Source organism: Streptacidiphilus monticola (assembly GCF_042658505.1).
In the GTDB taxonomy this organism is placed as follows: Bacteria; Actinomycetota; Actinomycetes; order Streptomycetales; family Streptomycetaceae; genus Streptacidiphilus; species Streptacidiphilus monticola.
In genome coordinates this window covers 1-17,041 of the sequence record NZ_JBHSQJ010000099.1, presented here as the reverse complement: position 1 = coordinate 17,041, position 17,041 = coordinate 1, and the positions used below count along the sequence as shown (strand labels likewise).

The following is a 17,041-nucleotide window of genomic DNA, read 5'->3' as shown; positions in this document are numbered from 1 at the left end:
CGGCACCGCGGCGGACGGCGCACCGTGACGGAGCGTCAGTCCTCGTTCGTCAGTCCTCGTCGAGAGCCTCGGAGGGCAGGTCCGGCTCGGACACGACGTGCATCGCCGCCTCCTCCGCACCTGCCGCGCCCCCGTCGATGCCGACGTCGTCGGCGATCAGGTCCTTCTCGGTATCGGGATGCGCGCCTTCGTCCGGAGCGACCAGTCGGCCCGCGCGAGGCGCCCCGGCCTCCTCGTCGATCGGTTCGCCCTCCCCGCCCGGGAGGTCCCCGACCCCGTCGCCGTCGGCGGACGAGGTGTCGGGCTCCTCCTGGGCCAGCCGGGTGTCCAGCGTCTCGCCGTCGTGCTGCTCGGCCGCGGTGACGCCGTACTTCTCCACACCGAGCGGCCGCTCGGGCGGGCTGTAGCCCTCGTCCAGGACGTCGTCGTAGTCGCGCTCGTCCACGGCGTCCTCCAGGTCCAGGGGAGCCGCGTCCTCATGCTCCTCCATGTTCCCGGTGGGCTGGTAGACGTCGTCGCCCATGCCTGCTTCGCTCATGCCGCCTCCCTGGGGTCGTGCGGGGGATCGGGTCAGTGCCGGTTGCCGCGATGGCGCAGCGGACCGGTCTCGTGACGGAACCTCGGGTCCGAGGGGATGTCGCCGTAGGCGTCGGCGTCCTCGCCGGGGGGCGCGATCGGCGGCGGCTCCTTCTCCCGGCGCCGCTTCCCCCAGACGAAGGCCCAGATGAGTCCGGCGACCACGATGATGCCGATGATCAGGCCGATGATTCCGGCACTGCCGTTGGAACGGTTGGTCGTGTCTGCGCTGAGCTGCAAGAGCTGTAGTGCGGTCATCATGGCTAGCCCCTACCCCCGACCGGCTGCGACAGGCCGCCCGGTCCTCGCCTTGTCGGCGGGGCGGTGCGCCGGTCGGTGCGGCAGGGGAATGCGCAGGGGAACACCTGCGCGCGTGACGCAGATCACGCCGGGTCGGTGCGAATGGGAGGCGTGAACCGCGTTCGGCGGGGCACCCGAGAACCGATTTCTTTCTGACGAAGGGAAGGGTATGAGCAGCGCACCGTCGCTCGACACCCGGTCCGCCTCCCGGGCCGTGACCGCCGACGCACCGTCCGCCGGGCCGTCCGTGCCGGACGCGGAACCGGCGCCGCTGCGCGTCGATGACCCCGGCGCCGTCGCGCCCGCCGACGCCAAGGAGCTCTCCCGTGCGCTCTTCGACCGCCTGCGCGCGGCGGAGGAGGGGACCGCCGAGTACTCCTACGTGCGCGGCACCCTGGTCGAGCTCAACATGACGCTCGTCCAGTACGCCGCCTCCCGCTTCCGCGCCTCCAACGAGCCCATGGAGGACGTCGTGCAGGTGGGCGCGGTCGGCCTGATCAAGGCGATCGACCGGTTCGAGCCGGAGCGGGGGCTGGAGTTCACCACCTTCGCCATGCCCACGATCATCGGCGAGATCCGCCGGCACTTCCGCGACACCACCTGGAGCGTCCATGTGCCGCGCCGGTTGCAGGAGTTGAGGCTGCGGCTGGCCAAGGCGAAGGAGACCCTGGAGCACCGGCTGGGCCGCCAGGCCACGGTCCGCGAACTCGCCGAGTACCTCGACGTGAGCGAGGAGGAGGTCGTCGACGGCCTGCTCGCGAGCAACGGCTACCAGGCGGGCTCGCTCGATCTGGGGGAGGAGGCGGAGAGCGAGGACACCCCGCTGCTGGACCGCCTCGGCGAGGAGGACCCGGCCTTCGACAAGCTGGAGCACCTGATCGCGCTCAAGCCCCTGGTCGCCGGCCTGCAGCCGCGCGAGCGGGCGATCCTGTCGATGCGCTTCGTCGAGGACCTGACCCAGCGGGAGATCGGGGAGCGGCTCGGCCTCTCCCAGATGCACGTGTCCCGCCTGCTCGCCCGAGCGCTGGCCAAGCTGCGCTCCGGGCTCACCGACGACGCCGCGCTCGCCCGGCGCCGCCCCGACGGGGCGCACCGGCCCTGAGCGCCGCCGGGAACGGCGGCCCCGCCGCAGCCGTTTCGCAGATCGAGCGCAAGGCCCGGTGGCGCGGTCCGCGGCGGGACCCGCGGCGCGCACCGGGGTACGGAGAAGGAGGGTGAAGGCGTGGGACAGGCGGAGACCGAGCCCCAGCACCTGGACGTGTGGATCGAGCCGGATGCGGCCACGGCGGGGACGGAAGTCCTCGCCGTCGCCGGGGAACTGGACCGGGACGGGCTCGGCGCTGTCCGGGAGAAGATCGAGGAGGCGTGGGCCCGCAGGCCCCAGCGGCTGGTGTTCGACCTGGAGCGGCTGCGGTTCTGCGACTCCTCCGGACTGAACCTGCTGCTGCGCGTGCGCTCGCGGGCGGAGCAGGAGAACGTCCGGCTGCTGCTGGCCGCACCCGGCGTCGCCGTCCGGCGGCTGCTCGAACTGACCGGCGCCGAAACGGTGTTCGAGCTGTATCCGACCGTCGCGGACGCCGTCGGGGCGCCCGCCGACAGCGGCGGGCCGCGATGACGGAGATCTCCTCCGCCGCCGCGCAGCGCCGACGGCTGACGTACTTCCCGGAGTCTCGGCAGGTGGCCCGGGGCCGTGCCTTCGTCCGTGAGGCCCTGACGGCCGGCGCCCCCGGCGGCCGGCCCTTCGCGGCCGACCCGGACGAGGTGGACGACGTGCTCCTGGCCGCCTCCGAGCTGCTGTCCAACGCCATCCAACACGCAGGCGGGGTCCGCGAGTTGGTGGTCACCCTGCGGGACGGGCTGGTGCGGCTCGACGTCCTGGACGCGAGCCCTGTCGAGCCGCGGCTGCTGGCGCCCGGGCAGCCGACACGGCCCGGCGGCCACGGCCTCCAGGTGGTGAACCGTCTCGCCGCCCGCTGGGGCAGCGACCCGGTTCCGGGCGGCAAGAGCGTCTGGGCGGAGTTCCCGCTCGTCACGGCGGACGCGCCCGGCGGCGGGTGAGCGCGGCCCAGGGACACGAAGAGGCCCCCGGCACCGGTTGCCAGGGGCTTCTCCATGTCCTCCCGCGTCCTCCCGCGTGATGTTCCGCCGCCTGCGCGGTGGGCGGCAGGCAGTCAGCCGAGATCGCCGAGTTCGGCCAGCGCCGCGCGTTCTTCGCCGCTCCACGGACCGGTGCGGCCGCGGTGCGTGGACACCACGCCGATCACCCGCCCGTGGCGGACGACGGGCACCGAGGCCACCGAGGCCACACCCGCGCGGCTGAGCGCGTCCAGGGCCGGGGTCCCGGCGAAGACCGGGGACGCGAAGACGTCCTCCACGAAGACGGCGGTCCGTCCCTGGGCGGCGGCCCCGCAGCTGGTGCCCACGTCCGCGACGATCTCGAAGTAGCGGCGGAACGAGGCGTCCAGCCCGCGGTGCTCGACGATGCTGAGTATCCCGGTCGCGGGGTCGAGGAGCTGGACGTTGCCGCGGCCCGAGCCGCTGACCGCGACCGCCCGGTCCAGCAGCACGGCCAGCGACTTCCGCCGCTGCGGCGACGGGGCGGGCCGTGCTGCCGTGGCCGGTACGAGGGTGAACCGGTCCTCCAGGCCGCACAGCCGCAGCACGCGCCGCACGGAGCTGTGCGGATGGCGGAACACCAGTCGGCCGCCCTGGCGGCCCAGCAGCGTCCGCAGCTCCAGCAGGGCGGCGATGCCGGCCGCGTCGCAGAAGTGCACGCGACTCAGGTCCACCACGAGGTCCGCGCCGGTTGACCGCAGTCCGGTGAGCAGGCGCAGGACCAGGGGGACGGTGTCGGCGTCCAGTTCCCCGGACAGGTGGGCCACCACCGGCGGTCCCTCGGTGACGGCCGTGCGGATCTCGTGCCGCGCGGAGGACCAGTCCATGGTTCACCGTCCGGGTGCCGGCGCCCCGGGCTCGGATCGGGCCGTGCCCGCGTCGGCCAGGGCCGCGTCCGCGTCGTCCACCAGCGGGATGGTCAGGTCCACGCCGGTGAGTTCGAGCAGCCGGCGCACCTGCGGACCCGCCCCGGCCAGGACGAGACCGCCGCCCGCCGCCCGCGTCTCGCGGTCCGTGCGCAGGATGGTGTTGAGGCCGGAGGAGTCCATGAAGGGAACCCCTGACAGGTCGATCACCAGGTGCGTGCGCCCGGACGTGACCTGGGCGGCGAGCTGATGGTGCAGCAGCAGACCGGTGGCGATGTCGAGTTCACCGCCCACGCGGACCACGGCATGTGTGGACCCGTGCAGGGTCACCGTCACGGACAGCGCATTCGCTTCGTCGATCACAGGAGCCTCTCTCGTCAGCGGACGGCCCGCCGCCTACCCGGAGGACGCCGGGGCATGCGTGCCGAGCTGAGGCGACGTCAGCAGGACGGCCAGGGGGCCGGGATGAGGGCCCAGACCGTCTTGCCGGACCCCGGATCGACCGCGTAGCCCCATTCGGTGGCCAGCCGCTCCACGATGTGCAGTCCGTAACCGCCCGGGGTGCCAGGTCGGCCGTCGCGGGGGCGCGGTGTGGCCAGGTCGCGGTCGCGCACCTCGATGCGCAGCATCCCGGGCAGCGCCTGCAGCAGCAGGTCGCGGACGCCCCGGCCGTGGACGGCGGCGTTGGTGACCAGCTCGGAGACCACCAGCACCACGTCCTCGGCCGCCACGACCAGGCCGGCCGGCAGCTCGGGCCAGTGCCACCGGTGCAGCAGTGCCCGCGCGAAGTCGCGTCCGAGGCCGATGGCGCCGTCCACGTCCTCGAGGTCGAGGCGCTCCGGTCGCCCGCCGACCGCTGACCGCGGCTCGGCGGTGTCCACCCCGGCCGGTACCCAGGTCGTCTCGTTCACCTCGTTCTGTTCCTTCGTTCGTGCATGGCGTGCGGGTCCTCGGCCACGACGGCCTACCGGGATTCTGCTGCCCCGCAACGGCCGGTTCACTCGGGACGTCCGAGTCTCGCTCGACTCGGCGGGACGGTTCAAGGCGGGCAGGGGCGGTTCACGGCTGGGGCGGCGGACCGGGCGGCATCAACGGAGGCGCGCGGGGTAGGCGGGCGCCCAACAGACTCCAGGACGCGGACCGCGCTCCGCCACCGGAGGCCGATCCCCGATCCGTTGGAGGCCAGGGTGCTTCAGCCGCTCACTCGCATCGTCGAATTCACGGTCGGCAACGGGGGATTCAGCCATGTGTGCCCGGCCGTGCTCCGCTACGACCGGGACCAGCCCTGGACGGTCCAGGCCGTCTTCCCGGCCCGGGTGTCCGAGAACGGGTGCGCGGAGGTGCGCTGGATCTTCGGACGGGAACTGCTGGCAGAGGGCCTGGCGCAGCCCGCCGGTATCGGTGACGTCCGGGTGTGCCCGGTGGGGGAGGACCGGGTGCTGATCAGACTGGACGTGCGGGGCCAGACCGCCGAACTGCGCTGCAGCCGTGCGGCGCTCGCCGGCTTCCTGGCCGACACCTTCGCACTGGTCCCCGCCGGGGCGGAGAACGGCTCCGTGGACTGGGACGCCCTGGCGGCCTCCTGGGCGGCGGGCCGGGTCGCCGGCGAGGAGCCCTGAGGGTCCGGCCGATCGGTGCGGAGCCGCTTTCGACGGGGCGTCAGTCGGCGTGCCCCGCATCGGCGTTGGGCCCCTCGCGTGCCTGTCGCCATGTTTGGACCGTGCGTCCGGGGTCAGCCGCACCGACGACGGACCACCACGGCACGAAGGGATGAGCAGGGATGGCGGAGCGGAGGACGTCGGTGGCGCGGCGGCAGGCGGACGGTGGGGTCGGCGTCGAGGCCGCGGCGCGCAGGGCGGAGCTGCGGATGCTGGCCGCCGGGGCGTGCACCGTCATCGGGGTGGAGGTCACCGTCGTCCTCGCGGCGGGGCGGGCATGGTTCATGCTGCCTGCCCTGGTGGCCACGGCGGTGGCCCTGGTGGTCCTGGTCTGGCTGGCGGCGGACGCTCTCGTCGTCCGCAGCAGCACCCGTGAGCGGGTGCGCGGCTCGGGCGGCATGTCGCCCATGACGCAGGCGCGCTGGCGCCTCTGACGGCACGTCAGCCCGGAAGGCCCGAGCCCGGCGGGCCGAGCCCGCAACGCCCCGGCCTGGAACTCCGGCCGGCGTGTCAGTTGGTGGGCAGCAGGGCGGGACGCAGCTGATCGAGGATCCGGTTGAGGATGCGGGAGACGTGCATCTGCGAGATGCCCAGGTGCCGGCCGATCTGCTTCTGGGTCAGCTCGGCGCCGAACCGCAGCTCCAGGATGGTGCGCTCGCGGTCGTCCAGGCGGGCCAGGGCGGGCTTGAGCGCGATCAGCGCCTCGCACTTCTCCAGTTCGGGGTCGCTGTCGCCGAGGCGGCGGACCAGTCCGAGGGTGCTCTCGTCCGCGCCGGGTTCGAGGCTGCCGCTGGTGCGCGCCTGCGCGGCCGTGTCCGCCTCGCGGATCTCGGCCGGGGTCAGTCCGGTGGCCTCGGTGAGCTCGGTGAGGTCCGGGCTGCGGCCGAGCCGGGCGGCGAGGCCCTCGCGCGTCCGTTGGACCCGCAGGTGGTTCTCCTGGACCCCGCGCGGGACGTGCGCGTGCCAGGTGGTGTCCCGCAGGTGGCGCTTGATCTCGCCCTCGATGGTGGGCACGGCGAAGGTGCTGAACTGCATCCCCCGCAGCGGATCGAACCGGTCCACCGCCTTGATCAGACCGACGACGCCCACCTGCATGAGGTCCTCGCGCGGCACCTGGCTGGTGGCGAAGCGGCGCAGCAGCGCCCGTACCAACGACAGGTTGCAGGTGATGACCACGCTGCGCAGCCGCGAGTACGCCGGGGTGCCGGGCTCCAGCTCGTGCAGCCGGCGCAGCAGCCGGGGGGTCAGCTCCCGGGCCCGGGCGGTGCTGAGCGACCGAGCGAGGTCCTCGGCGGCGGCGTCGCCGGCGAGCAGCCGGGAGAGGTCGGTCCGGTCTTCCATCACACAAGCTCCATCCGTCGTCCCCGTGCCACTGTGACCCGCTTTGCCGGGTTCGGCCACTTCACGCCTGTGGTCCGCCCGGTCCGGACGGCCGGTGCCGGTCGCGCGTGCCTCGGGAGTGCTCGGAGGCTCCCAACCGCCCTTGCGAGGAGAAGAGTTGAGCCAGCAGCAGGTCGTGAGCAGGCGCCGGGGAGCGTTTCCGCGCGCCGGGCGGGCGTGCCGACCGGGTGGCCGGCGGGCTGATTTGACGCAGTGCTTTACGCGAAATGGATTACGTGTATCGTAACTCCGGAATCGCGAGTCCGAGGATGAGCCGATGAGTACCGCGGAAGCACGACCGAGTTGGACGTTCCTGACGAACCACGCACGGGTGCTGGCCCTGATCGCCAAGGAGCCGGAGATCCGGCTGCGTGACCTGGCGGCGGCAGCCCAGGTGACCGAACGGACGGTGCAGGGCATCGTGGCCGATCTTGAAGGGGAGGGCTATCTCGTGCGCAAGCGGGAGGGCCGGCGGAACCGCTACGAGATCGTCTACGGCAAGCCGTTCCGGCACCCGGCCGAGGCCGACCACGACGTGGACGACCTGCTCGGGCTGTTCCTGGCCCACCGGGCCGCGGACGAGCCGGACCGGCACCACACGCCGGAGGGGCACCACGCACCGCCGGCCGGTCACCGCGACCCGGCCGGTCGGCGTGACCCGGCCGAGGCCGTAGGCTGACGGGCCGACGTCCTGCCAACGACCGAGTCGACCACCATGCCGACACCGGCGAGGAGAGCATGATGAGGGACACCTTGGAGCGCCCCGTCGGGGACGGCGGCATCGGCGAGGCCGAACTGCGCCGGCTCCTGGACGGCCTGACGGCCGTGCGCGACGGTGACTTCGGCACCCGCCTGCCCGACGACGGCAGCGGGCTGATGGCCGAGATCGCCTCGGTGTTCAACGGGATGGTGGACCAGCTGTCGCTGTTCACCTCCGAAGTCACGCGCGTGGCGCGGGAAGTGGGCACCGAGGGACAGCTGGGCGGCCAGGCGGAGGTGCCCGGCGTCTCGGGCACCTGGAAGGACCTGACGGAGTCGGTCAACGCCATGGCCGGCAACCTGACCAGCCAGGTCCGCGACATCGCGCAGGTCGCCACGGCGGTCGCCAAGGGCGACCTGTCACAGAAGATCGACGTGGCGGCCCGGGGCGAGATCCTCGAACTCAAGGACACCGTCAACACGATGGTGGACCAGCTCTCGGCCTTCGCCGACGAGGTGACCCGGGTGGCCCGCGAGGTGGGCAGCGAGGGCCGGCTCGGCGGTCAGGCGGAGGTGCCCGGGGTGGGCGGCGTCTGGCGCGACCTGACCGACTCGGTCAACTTCATGGCCGGCAACCTCACCGGCCAGGTCCGCAACATCGCGCAGGTCACCACGGCGGTGGCCAGGGGCGACCTGTCGCAGAAGATCACGGTCAACGCCCGCGGCGAGATCCTGGAACTGAAGAACACCATCAACACGATGGTGGACCAGCTGTCCTCCTTCGCCGATGAGGTGACCCGGGTGGCCCGCGAGGTCGGCACCGAGGGCATCCTCGGCGGCCAGGCGGACGTCAAGGGCGTCTCCGGGACCTGGCGGGACCTGACCGACTCGGTCAACTTCATGGCCGGGAACCTGACCGCCCAGGTGCGGTCGATCGCCCAGGTGGCCACGGCGGTGGCCAAGGGCGACCTGTCCCAGAAGATCTCGGTCAACGCCCGCGGCGAGATCGCCGAGCTGAAGACCACCATCAACACGATGGTGGACCAGCTGTCGTCCTTCGCGGACGAGGTGACCCGGGTGGCCCGGGAGGTCGGCACCGAGGGCCGCCTCGGCGGGCAGGCGGACGTCAAGGGCGTCTCCGGGACCTGGAAGGACCTGACGGAGTCGGTCAACGTCATGGCCGACAACCTGACCGCCCAGGTGCGGTCGATCGCCCAGGTCACCACGGCCGTGGCCAAGGGCGACCTGACGCAGAAGATCCGCGTGGACGCCCGCGGCGAGATCCTCGAACTCAAGGAGACCATCAACACGATGGTCGACCAGCTCTCCGCCTTCGCCGACGAGGTGACGCGAGTCGCCCGCGAGGTCGGCACCGAGGGCAACCTCGGCGGCCAGGCGACCGTCCGGGGCGTCTCCGGCACGTGGAAGGACCTGACCGACAACGTCAACGTGATGGCGTCCAACCTCACCGGGCAGGTGCGCTCGATCGCGCAGGTGGCCACCGCGGTGGCGAAGGGCGACCTGTCGCAGAAGATCACCGTCGAGGCCAAGGGCGAGGTCGCCGCGCTCGCCGGGGTCATCAACACGATGGTGGACACGCTGTCCGCGTTCGCGGACGAGGTGACCCGGGTGGCCCGCGAGGTCGGCACCGAGGGCCAACTCGGCGGCCAGGCAACGGTTCCCAACGTCGCCGGAACCTGGAAGGACCTGACCGACAACGTCAACTCGATGGCGAACAACCTCACCAACCAGGTCCGCAACATCGCCCAGGTGACCACCGCCGTGGCCAACGGCGACCTGTCCAAGAAGATCGACGTGGACGCCCGCGGCGAGATCCTGGAACTCAAGACCACCATCAACACGATGGTCGACCAGCTGTCCTCCTTCGCCGCCGAAGTCACCCGCGTGGCACGGGAGGTGGGCAGCGAGGGGCGGCTCGGCGGGCAGGCCGAGGTGGAGGGCGTCTCCGGCACCTGGAAGCGCCTCACCGAGAACGTCAACGAGCTGGCCGGGAACCTCACCCGGCAGGTCCGCGCCATCGCCGAGGTCACCAGCGCCGTGGCGCAGGGCGACCTGACCCGCTCCATCACCGTGGAGGCGCCCGGCGAGGTCGGCGACCTCAAGGACAACATCAACGCGATGGTCCAGTCCCTGCGTGTGACCACGCGCGCCAACCAGGAGCAGGACTGGCTCAAGACCAACCTCGCCCGGATCTCCGGCCTGATGCAGGGCAGCCGCGACCTGGCCGTCGTGGCCGACCTGGTGATGAGCGAACTGGCCCCGCTGGTGGGCGCCCAGTACGGGGCGTTCTTCCTGGCCGAGGACGCGGCGGAGGGCGCGCAGCTGCGCCTGATCGGCGGCTACGGACGCCCGGTGCAGCCCGCGCAGCCCGAGGTCTGCCCGTTCGGGCGGTCGCTGGTCGGGCAGGCGGCGGCGGACCGTCGCGAGATCAGTCTGGAAGAGCTGCCGGAGGACTACGTCACCGTCTCCTCCGGGCTGGGCCGGACGCCCGCGCGCAACCTGATGGTGCTGCCGATCGTCGTCGAGGAGCAGGTCCTCGGCGTCATCGAGCTGGCCTCGCTGCACCGGTTCACCCCCGTGCACCGCGACTTCCTGCGCCAGCTGATGGAGGCCATCGGCGTCAACCTGAGCACCATCGTCGCCAACGCCCGCACCGACGAACTGCTGCAGGAGTCGCAGCGGCTGGCCGACGAACTGCGCGCCCGCTCCGAGGAGTTGCAGGTGCGTCAGGAGGAGCTGCAGCGCTCCAACGCCGAACTCGAGGAGAAGGCGGCCCTGCTGGCCGACCGCAACCACGACATCGAGGCCAAGAACGCGGAGATCGAGCAGGCCCGGCAGGAGCTGGAGACCCGCGCGCAGCAGCTGTCGCTGGCCTCGAAGTACAAGTCGGAGTTCCTGGCCAACATGAGCCACGAGCTGCGCACGCCGCTCAACTCCCTGCTGATCCTGGCCCAGTTGCTGGCGCAGAACCCCACCCGGAACCTGACGCCGAAGCAGGTCGAGTACGCCACCATCATCCACTCGGCCGGCTCCGACCTGCTGCAGCTGATCAACGACATCCTCGACCTGTCGAAGGTCGAGGCCGGGAAGATGGCCCTGGCGCCGGAGCGGGTGGCGCTGCGGCAGCTGATCGACTACATGGACGCCACCTTCCGGCCGATGACCACGCAGAAGAGCCTCGACTTCGAGATCGTCACCGCCTCCGACGCCCCGGCGGAGCTGCTGACCGACGACTCCCGGCTGCGTCAGATCCTGCGCAACCTGCTGTCCAACGCCGTCAAGTTCACCGAGACCGGCGGGGTGGAGGTGCGCATCGAGCGCGCCGCCACCGCAGAGGTCCCCGAACAGGCGCGCCACCTGGGCGAGTTCGTCGCCTTCCGGGTCTGCGACACCGGCATCGGCATCGCCGAGGAGCAGTTGGAGGCCATCTTCGCCGCCTTCCAGCAGGCCGACGGCACCACCAGCCGCAAGTACGGCGGCACCGGGCTCGGCCTGTCCATCAGCCGGGAGATGGCCCAACTGCTGGGCGGCGCCATCAGCGTGCGCAGCACGCTGGGGCGCGGCAGCACCTTCACGTTGCTGCTGCCCGTCGCGCGGCCGGACTTCCACGCCACCGCCGCCCCCGCGCTGCGTTCCACGCCCGAGCCCGACGGGGCGAGCCGGACGAGCCCCGCCGTGCCGGCCCCGGCCGTGGCCGACCGCGCCGCGCCGCGGCGGGTGCTGGTGCTGGAGCCGCGGGTCGGCGGGCTGATGTCCGTCGTCACCGAGAACGCCGCAGGTACGCTCGGGTCGTCCTCGCCGGGTGCGTCGAACCACCGGGCGGAGGTGGTCACCGTGCTCACCGCGGAGGAGGCGGCGGCCGCGCTCGCGGCCGGCCCCTTCCACTGCGTGGTGGTGGACGGCGGCATGGCGGACGGCTCGGACCAGCGCTTCCTCGACGCGGTGTCCGGCGATCCGGCGCTGCAGCACGTGCCCGTGCTGGTCCACGCCCCGGCCCGGGCCTCCGCCGCGGACCACCTGGCGGCGGCCCGGGCCACCTCCTCGGTCGAAGTGCTCAGCGGGCTGGACGACTTGAGAGAACGGGTGGCCCTGCACCTGACGGCCGAGTACCCCGGAGCGGCCCTGCCGCTGGTGCGGCCGGACGAGACGGCCGTCGCCCCCGGCGCCCCCGACGCGGGCGAACTGGCGGGCCGCGTCGTGCTGGTGGTGGACGACGACGCCCGCAACGTCTACGCCATCAGCGGCATCCTCGAAGTGAACGGCATGACCGTCCTCGACGCCGACAACGGCCGCTCAGGGCTCGACGTCCTGCACGCCCACCCGGAGATCGACCTGGTGCTGATGGACGTGATGATGCCGGAGATGGACGGGTACAGCGCCATCCGTGCGATCCGCCAGACGCCGCAGCTGGCCCAGCTGCCGGTGATCGCCGTCACCGCCAAGGCCATGCCCGGCGACCGCGACAAGAGCCTGGCCGCGGGAGCCGACGACTACGTGACGAAGCCTGTGGACGCGGCCGACCTGGTCGCGGCCATCCGGCGCTCCCTGGCCGGGAAGGGCGGGGCCGGTGAGGTCTGAGCCGGAGACGACCGCGCTCTCGGTGGCCGTTCCCGCGCAGGTCGGCGGGGGTGACGGCATGGGACGGCTGGCCTCGCTGGTCGTGCGGCTGCAGCGCGAGATCGAGAGCGCGCACACGGCGGCCGAGGGGCGCGCCGTCATCGAGATGGCCAAGGGCCTGCTCATGGAGCGCCTGGGCTGCAGCGCCCGGGAGGCGTCGCTGCAACTGGGACGCCTCGCCGAGCAAGCGGGTCTGTCCCCGTTGGAGGTGGCCGCCGACCTCGTGGGCCAGGCCATGCCCCGGGCGGCCGCCGAGGGGCTGGCCGGTGAGGAAGCCTCGCGGCTGCGGTCGGCGGAGAACGCCGCGCTGGCCGCCCACGACTGCGAGGCCGTCGCCGACTCCCTGCTGCGGCACGCCCTCGCCCCGCTCGGGGCGGTGGCGGTGGCGCTGTGGGCGGCCCTGCCCGACAGTTCCCTCGCCCTCGCCGGGACGGCGGGCATCACCGAGCAGGAGTGCCACCGCTGGCGGCACGTCCCGCCGCGCTTGCTCACCCCGGCCCGGCTGGCCCTCAGCCGTCGGCAGGCGCTCCACCTCAGCCGCCTCGGCGACGTCGGCGCGGCGTCGATCGCCGAGACCGAGCTGGCGGACCACGGCCGGGTCGCCGTCCCGGCCCGGGTGCACGGTCGCACGGTCGGCGTCCTGGAGATCGTCTGGGGTGCCGACCCGCCCCCGGAAACCCCCGCCCTCGCCCGGCAGTTGGAGAGTCTCGGGGAGGTGGCCGCGCACGCGCTGGACCTCCACGAGCCGCTGCCCACGGCCTCGTTGGAGGCGGTCTACCCGCAGCTGCGCGAACTCTCGGACCTGGCCGACGGGTTGGACTCCGCCGCGCTCGTGCTCGCCCCGGCCGTCAACGCGGACGGCGTCCTCACCGACTTCCGCATCCACCACGTCAACCCGCACTTCGCCGACCCCGGCGGGCGCCCGCGGGCCGCGCTGACCGGCCGTGGCCTGCTGGAGGCCTACCCGCTGGCCGCGGCGCCCGCAGGCCTCTTCGACGCCGTCGAGCACGTCTACGCGACCGGCGAGCCGTTCCGGGCCCCGCTGCAACTGTCCGCCCTGGTGGACGCGCTGGAGATCCACTCGCGGGCCCGGGCGAGCCTGAGCCGCCACGGTGCCTGCGTCCTGCTCGTCTGGCGCACCGAGGCCGAGAGCGACCGCCTCGCCAACCTGCTCCAGCACGCCCAGCGCCTCGGCCGCATCGCCGGCTTCGAGGAGGACTTCCGTACCGGCGAAGTCACGTGGAACGAGCCGCTGTTCGACCTCTACGGGCTCACCCCCGGCGAGGACAAGCTGGTGCACCTGGAGGACATCGGCAGCTACGTGCACGGCGACGACCACCACGCGGTGCACCGCTTCCTGCGCACGCTGCTGCGCCACCACCGCCCGGCGGCCGCGGCCTTCCGGCTGGAGCGGGCCGACCAGGTGACCCGGTACATCCGCGTCATCGCCGAGCCGGTCCTCGGTCCGGCCGGCACCCTCGACGGCGTCCGCGGCGCCTACCAGGACATCTCCGCGCAGCACTGGACCGAGGTGGCCCTGGCCGCCACCCGCGAACAGCTCGCCCACACCGAGGCGGAGGCCCGCGAGCGCAACCGGCTCGCCCTGCGGCTGCAGCAGGCGATCATGACCCCGACCCGTCGCGCCGCGGCCCTGCCCGGGCTGCAGGTCGCCGTCCGGTACCGCCCGGCCGAGCAGGAGCACCTCGTCGGCGGCGACTGGTACGACACCCTCCCGCTGCCCGGCGGCCGGGTCCTGCTGTCGGTGGGCGACGTCGCCGGGCACGGCATCGAGGCGGCCACCGGCATGGTCGCCCTGCGCAACGCCCTGCGCGGACTGGCCGCCACCGGCGCGGGCCCGGGCCAGCTGCTCACCTGGCTCAACAGCGTCAGCCTGCACCTGACCGACGAGGTGACCGCCACCGCCGTCTGCGCGGTCTTCGACCCGGGGACGCGCGAACTGCGGTGGGCCCGCGCCGGTCACCTGCCGCCGGTCCTCGTCCGCGACCACGCGGCGTCGCCCCTCCCGCTCGGCCGGGGGCTGCTGCTCGGCGCGGTGCCGGAGGCGGAGTACGAGGAGCAGTCGGTGATCCTGCAGTCCGGTGACACGCTGCTGATGTTCACCGACGGCCTCGTCGAACGCCGCGACACCGCCCTGGAGGCCGCGCTCAACGAACTGCTCACCCACCTGCCCCACGACGCCCCGGTCGACCAGCTCGTCGACCGGCTGCTCGTGCGCAGCCGCTCCGACACCGACGACGACACCTGCCTCATCGCGGTGAGCATCAGCTGATCGCCGGCCCGGCGTTCGCGCGACGGGCGGCGCGCGTGTGAGTGAATGGGGCGATGAGTGACTTCGACGCGTTCGTGGCGAGGCTCGACTATCCCCTGTACGTCGTCACCGCCCTTGCGGGGGAGGAGCGTTCAGGGTGCCTGGTGGGCTTCGCGACCCAGTGCTCGATCGATCCGCCGCGGTTCATGGTGTGGATCTCGAAGGCGAACCACACCTTCGGCGTGGCCCTGCGGGCCGCGACGCTCGCCGTGCACCTGGTGTCGCCCGACAGCGGGCTGCCGGAGCTGTTCGGCGGGCGGACCGGGGACGAGATCGACAAGTTCGCGCGGGTGGACTGGTCGGCCGGGCCGGGCGGCGTGCCGGTGCTGGCGGGGGCCTCGGCCTGGTTCGCGGGGCACGTCGAGGGCCGGATGGACGGCGGGGACCACGTGGGCTTCCTGCTGGCGCCGCTGGCCGGCGAGGTGCGCTCGGACGAGCACCCCATCCAGCTGAGCGAGGCGTCCGACATCGAGCCCGGGCATCCCGCCTGACGCCGCGTCACCGGCCGCGCGCAAGGAGCGGCTTCAGGCCCGGCGCCTGCGGGTGTCGTGCCGCAGCCGGTCGGTCTGCCGGGTGAGGGTGTCCAGGCGGGCCGCGAGGTCGGGCTGGTCCGCGGGCAGGTGCGGGCGCATGGCGGCGAGCGGACCGAGCAGCGAGGCGGCGTCGGTCGCGCCGAGGGCCGCGTGGACCTCGGACTGGGCGCGGCGGGCCTCCGGGGCGAGCCCGCCCAGTGCGGCGATCTGGGAGGCGATGATCCGCAGGTCGGCCGCGTGGTCCCGGGCCCAGGCCGTGACCGTGCGCTCGGCCGCGCGCCGGTCGCGGACGGCCTTGACGCGCTCGGCGCCGGTCCCGGCCCGGTCGCCGGGGCCATGGACGGGCGCGAGGCGCAGGTAGCGGTTCTCGGCGGCCTGGCGGGAGGCGACGCCCATGGGATGGGCCAGGTCGGCCCAGGTCGCGCCCGCGGCCCGGGCCGCGTCGACCAGCGGCGCCTCCCACCCGGCGAGGCGGCTGCGCACCTCGCGCAGCAGCAGCAGCGCGGCCAGCGCGTCCTGCGGGCCGTGGCCGGGGCCCTGGCCGGGATCGTGGCCGGTGCCGGCGCCCTCCCGACCGGGTGGCCCGGACGGCGGGCTCTGTGCGGCGCGCACGGCCGCGTCGATGGCGGCCAGGGCGGCGGCCGCCGCCTCGTAGGAGACGGGTTTGTGATGGTGCGGGGCAGGTGTCTCGCTCACAGTGTCACTCTCAGAACGACTCGCTCTTTGTCATCGGATGGACGACATGCTAGAACAGGTGCCAGGTGAAGCGCACTGGCAGCCGTCTGATCGACTGGAGGTGTTTCGCGATGCTGATGCGCACCGACCCGTTCCGCGAACTCGACCGCCTGGCCCAGCAGTTCGCCGGAGCCACCGGCACCTGGTCGCGTCCGGCCCCGATGCCGCTGGACGCCTACCGTGCGGGTGACGCCTACGTGTTCTGCTTCGACCTGCCGGGGGTCCAGGCCGATGCCATCGAGGTCGAGGTCGAGCGCAACACGCTGACCGTCCGGGCCGAGCGCCGGCCGAGCCCCGACGCCGTGGACGTGAAGTGGGAGGTGTCCGAGCGTCCGCTCGGCGTCTTCTCCCGGCAGATCGTGCTCTCCGACACCGTGGACGCCGACGCCATCACCGCCGACTACGACGCCGGCGTGCTGACGGTGCGGATCCCCGTGGCGGAGAAGGCCAAGCGGCGCAGGATCGCGGTCGGCGACGGCACCTCGCGCCCGCAGATCGCCGCGGCCTGACCGGCCGTGCGACGCACGACCCGTCCGTCCCGTCCCCTGCCGTCGCCTCCAGCGGCGGCTTCCTCGCCGGGAGTCCCGATGACCCAGCAGCACGATCTCCTCCGCAGGCTCCGCGCCGTCGGTCTCTACGGCAGCGACCAGGAGGCCGGCCGCATCCTCGACACCGTCCTGACCATGCTCGGCGGGCAGGTCGTCGGCGAGGAGCGCTGCGACCTCGCCGCCGTCCTGCCCGAGCCGGCCCGCAGCACCTTCGCCTCGCAGCTTCCGCTCGTCCGTCCCGTGGCCGGTCCGGCATTCGTCGAGGCGGTGGCCCGCACCCTCAACTGCGACCTGACGAGCGCCCGTTGGCACACGGCCTCGGTGCTGGCCGTGCTCGCCGAGGTGGGCGGCGAGACGCTGACGGACCGTCTGGTCGCCCAACTGCCGCGCAGCTGGGCCCTGTTGTTCGGCCGCGCAGACCTCACCGCGGCGGCCTGACCTGAGGCCGCAGCGGGGAGGACCCAGCCGGGGCAGGGGTTCCCGGCCTGATCCGGGGCAGAAGCCCAGGCGTGAGCAGCGCATCGGAGCAGCTCCCGCCGTGGACGCGGGTGGTCGGGCCGCGGCTGATGGCCCGCGCCCGCGCCGACCTCGCCCGGCTGGTGGCCATGCCCACCGTCGTGGACGGCGGCGGTCCGGCCTCGGCCGCCGCCTGCCGCACGGCGGC

At 73.3% G+C, this 17,041-nt stretch carries 18 protein-coding genes; 11 read left to right on the top strand and 7 right to left on the bottom strand.

What is annotated here, in order from left to right:
- Window positions 1-49 precede the first annotated feature (49 nt).
- Entirely contained in the window at window positions 50-538 is a 489-nt protein-coding gene (locus ACFP3V_RS22690; RefSeq protein WP_380586421.1) for a DUF5709 domain-containing protein, read from the bottom strand.
- A gap of 32 nt (window positions 539-570) precedes the next feature.
- Window positions 571-837: a DUF6479 family protein gene (locus ACFP3V_RS22685; protein ID WP_380586418.1), complete on the bottom strand. Its 267-nt coding sequence runs from the start codon at window positions 835-837 to the stop codon at window positions 571-573.
- 208 nt (window positions 838-1,045) lie between these two features.
- Between ACFP3V_RS22685 and ACFP3V_RS22680 the strand changes: the two genes are divergently transcribed.
- The 3 genes from ACFP3V_RS22680 (at window position 1,046) to ACFP3V_RS22670 (ending at window position 2,934) form a co-directional block, all read left to right on the top strand.
- Window positions 1,046-1,978, top strand: coding sequence for a SigB/SigF/SigG family RNA polymerase sigma factor (locus ACFP3V_RS22680; RefSeq protein WP_380586415.1), 933 nt, complete (start codon window positions 1,046-1,048; stop codon window positions 1,976-1,978).
- A 120-nt stretch (window positions 1,979-2,098) separates the two neighbouring features.
- Complete coding sequence (locus tag ACFP3V_RS22675; protein ID WP_380586412.1) at window positions 2,099-2,491, top strand: STAS domain-containing protein; 393 nt, start codon at window positions 2,099-2,101, stop codon at window positions 2,489-2,491.
- Window positions 2,488-2,934 (top strand): ATP-binding protein, encoded by a 447-nt coding sequence (locus tag ACFP3V_RS22670; protein WP_380586409.1) that lies wholly within the window; start codon window positions 2,488-2,490, stop codon window positions 2,932-2,934. Before ACFP3V_RS22675 ends, ACFP3V_RS22670 begins: the two co-directional genes overlap by 4 nt.
- A 113-nt stretch (window positions 2,935-3,047) precedes the next feature.
- Here ACFP3V_RS22670 and ACFP3V_RS22665 read toward each other — a convergent pair whose 3' ends face one another.
- The 3 genes from ACFP3V_RS22665 to ACFP3V_RS22655 form a co-directional block, all read right to left on the bottom strand.
- Window positions 3,048-3,818 carry an STAS domain-containing protein gene (locus ACFP3V_RS22665; protein ID WP_380586406.1) on the bottom strand — a complete coding sequence of 257 codons (771 nt, stop codon included), beginning with the start codon at window positions 3,816-3,818 and terminating at the stop codon, window positions 3,048-3,050.
- Between the two features lie 3 nt (window positions 3,819-3,821).
- Window positions 3,822-4,220, bottom strand: a complete 399-nt coding sequence (locus ACFP3V_RS22660; protein WP_380586403.1) for an STAS domain-containing protein — start codon at window positions 4,218-4,220, stop codon at window positions 3,822-3,824.
- Between the two features lie 77 nt (window positions 4,221-4,297).
- Complete coding sequence (locus tag ACFP3V_RS22655) at window positions 4,298-4,768, bottom strand: ATP-binding protein (protein WP_380586401.1); 471 nt, start codon at window positions 4,766-4,768, stop codon at window positions 4,298-4,300.
- A 276-nt stretch (window positions 4,769-5,044) separates the two neighbouring features.
- Here ACFP3V_RS22655 and ACFP3V_RS22650 point away from each other — a divergent pair, with 276 nt between their 5' ends.
- Both ACFP3V_RS22650 and ACFP3V_RS22645 read left to right on the top strand, forming a co-directional pair.
- The gene (locus ACFP3V_RS22650) at window positions 5,045-5,476 is read left to right on the top strand and encodes an SsgA family sporulation/cell division regulator (RefSeq protein WP_380586398.1); all 432 of its coding nucleotides are present in this window, start codon (window positions 5,045-5,047) and stop codon (window positions 5,474-5,476) included.
- Window positions 5,477-5,637: 161 nt separating this feature from the next.
- Window positions 5,638-5,949 (top strand): hypothetical protein, encoded by a 312-nt coding sequence (locus ACFP3V_RS22645; RefSeq protein WP_380586396.1) that lies wholly within the window; start codon window positions 5,638-5,640, stop codon window positions 5,947-5,949.
- A gap of 76 nt (window positions 5,950-6,025) precedes the next feature.
- On the opposite strand, the gene ACFP3V_RS22640 is transcribed toward ACFP3V_RS22645, so the two are convergent.
- Window positions 6,026-6,856, bottom strand: a complete 831-nt coding sequence (locus ACFP3V_RS22640) for a SigB/SigF/SigG family RNA polymerase sigma factor (RefSeq protein ID WP_380586393.1) — start codon at window positions 6,854-6,856, stop codon at window positions 6,026-6,028.
- A gap of 316 nt (window positions 6,857-7,172) precedes the next feature.
- Here ACFP3V_RS22640 and ACFP3V_RS22635 point away from each other — a divergent pair, with 316 nt between their 5' ends.
- From ACFP3V_RS22635 to ACFP3V_RS22620, 4 genes are all read left to right on the top strand, one after another.
- Complete coding sequence (locus ACFP3V_RS22635; RefSeq protein WP_380586391.1) at window positions 7,173-7,574, top strand: helix-turn-helix transcriptional regulator; 402 nt, start codon at window positions 7,173-7,175, stop codon at window positions 7,572-7,574.
- Between the two features lie 74 nt (window positions 7,575-7,648).
- Window positions 7,649-12,193: a HAMP domain-containing protein gene (locus ACFP3V_RS22630; RefSeq protein WP_380586546.1), complete on the top strand. Its 4,545-nt coding sequence runs from the start codon at window positions 7,649-7,651 to the stop codon at window positions 12,191-12,193.
- On the top strand, window positions 12,183-14,522 hold the full coding sequence (locus tag ACFP3V_RS22625) for a SpoIIE family protein phosphatase (RefSeq protein WP_380586388.1): 2,340 nt from the start codon (window positions 12,183-12,185) through the stop codon (window positions 14,520-14,522). Before ACFP3V_RS22630 ends, ACFP3V_RS22625 begins: the two co-directional genes overlap by 11 nt.
- A gap of 53 nt (window positions 14,523-14,575) precedes the next feature.
- Complete coding sequence (locus ACFP3V_RS22620; RefSeq protein ID WP_380586385.1) at window positions 14,576-15,052, top strand: flavin reductase family protein; 477 nt, start codon at window positions 14,576-14,578, stop codon at window positions 15,050-15,052.
- 33 nt (window positions 15,053-15,085) lie between these two features.
- Here ACFP3V_RS22620 and ACFP3V_RS22615 read toward each other — a convergent pair whose 3' ends face one another.
- Entirely contained in the window at window positions 15,086-15,790 is a 705-nt protein-coding gene (locus ACFP3V_RS22615; protein ID WP_380586382.1) for a hypothetical protein, read from the bottom strand.
- 110 nt (window positions 15,791-15,900) lie between these two features.
- Between ACFP3V_RS22615 and ACFP3V_RS22610 the strand changes: the two genes are divergently transcribed.
- Both ACFP3V_RS22610 and ACFP3V_RS22605 read left to right on the top strand, forming a co-directional pair.
- On the top strand, window positions 15,901-16,338 hold the full coding sequence (locus ACFP3V_RS22610) for an Hsp20/alpha crystallin family protein (protein WP_380586379.1): 438 nt from the start codon (window positions 15,901-15,903) through the stop codon (window positions 16,336-16,338).
- A gap of 78 nt (window positions 16,339-16,416) precedes the next feature.
- Window positions 16,417-16,815: a DUF2267 domain-containing protein gene (locus ACFP3V_RS22605; protein ID WP_380586376.1), complete on the top strand. Its 399-nt coding sequence runs from the start codon at window positions 16,417-16,419 to the stop codon at window positions 16,813-16,815.
- Window positions 16,816-17,041 lie beyond the last annotated feature (226 nt).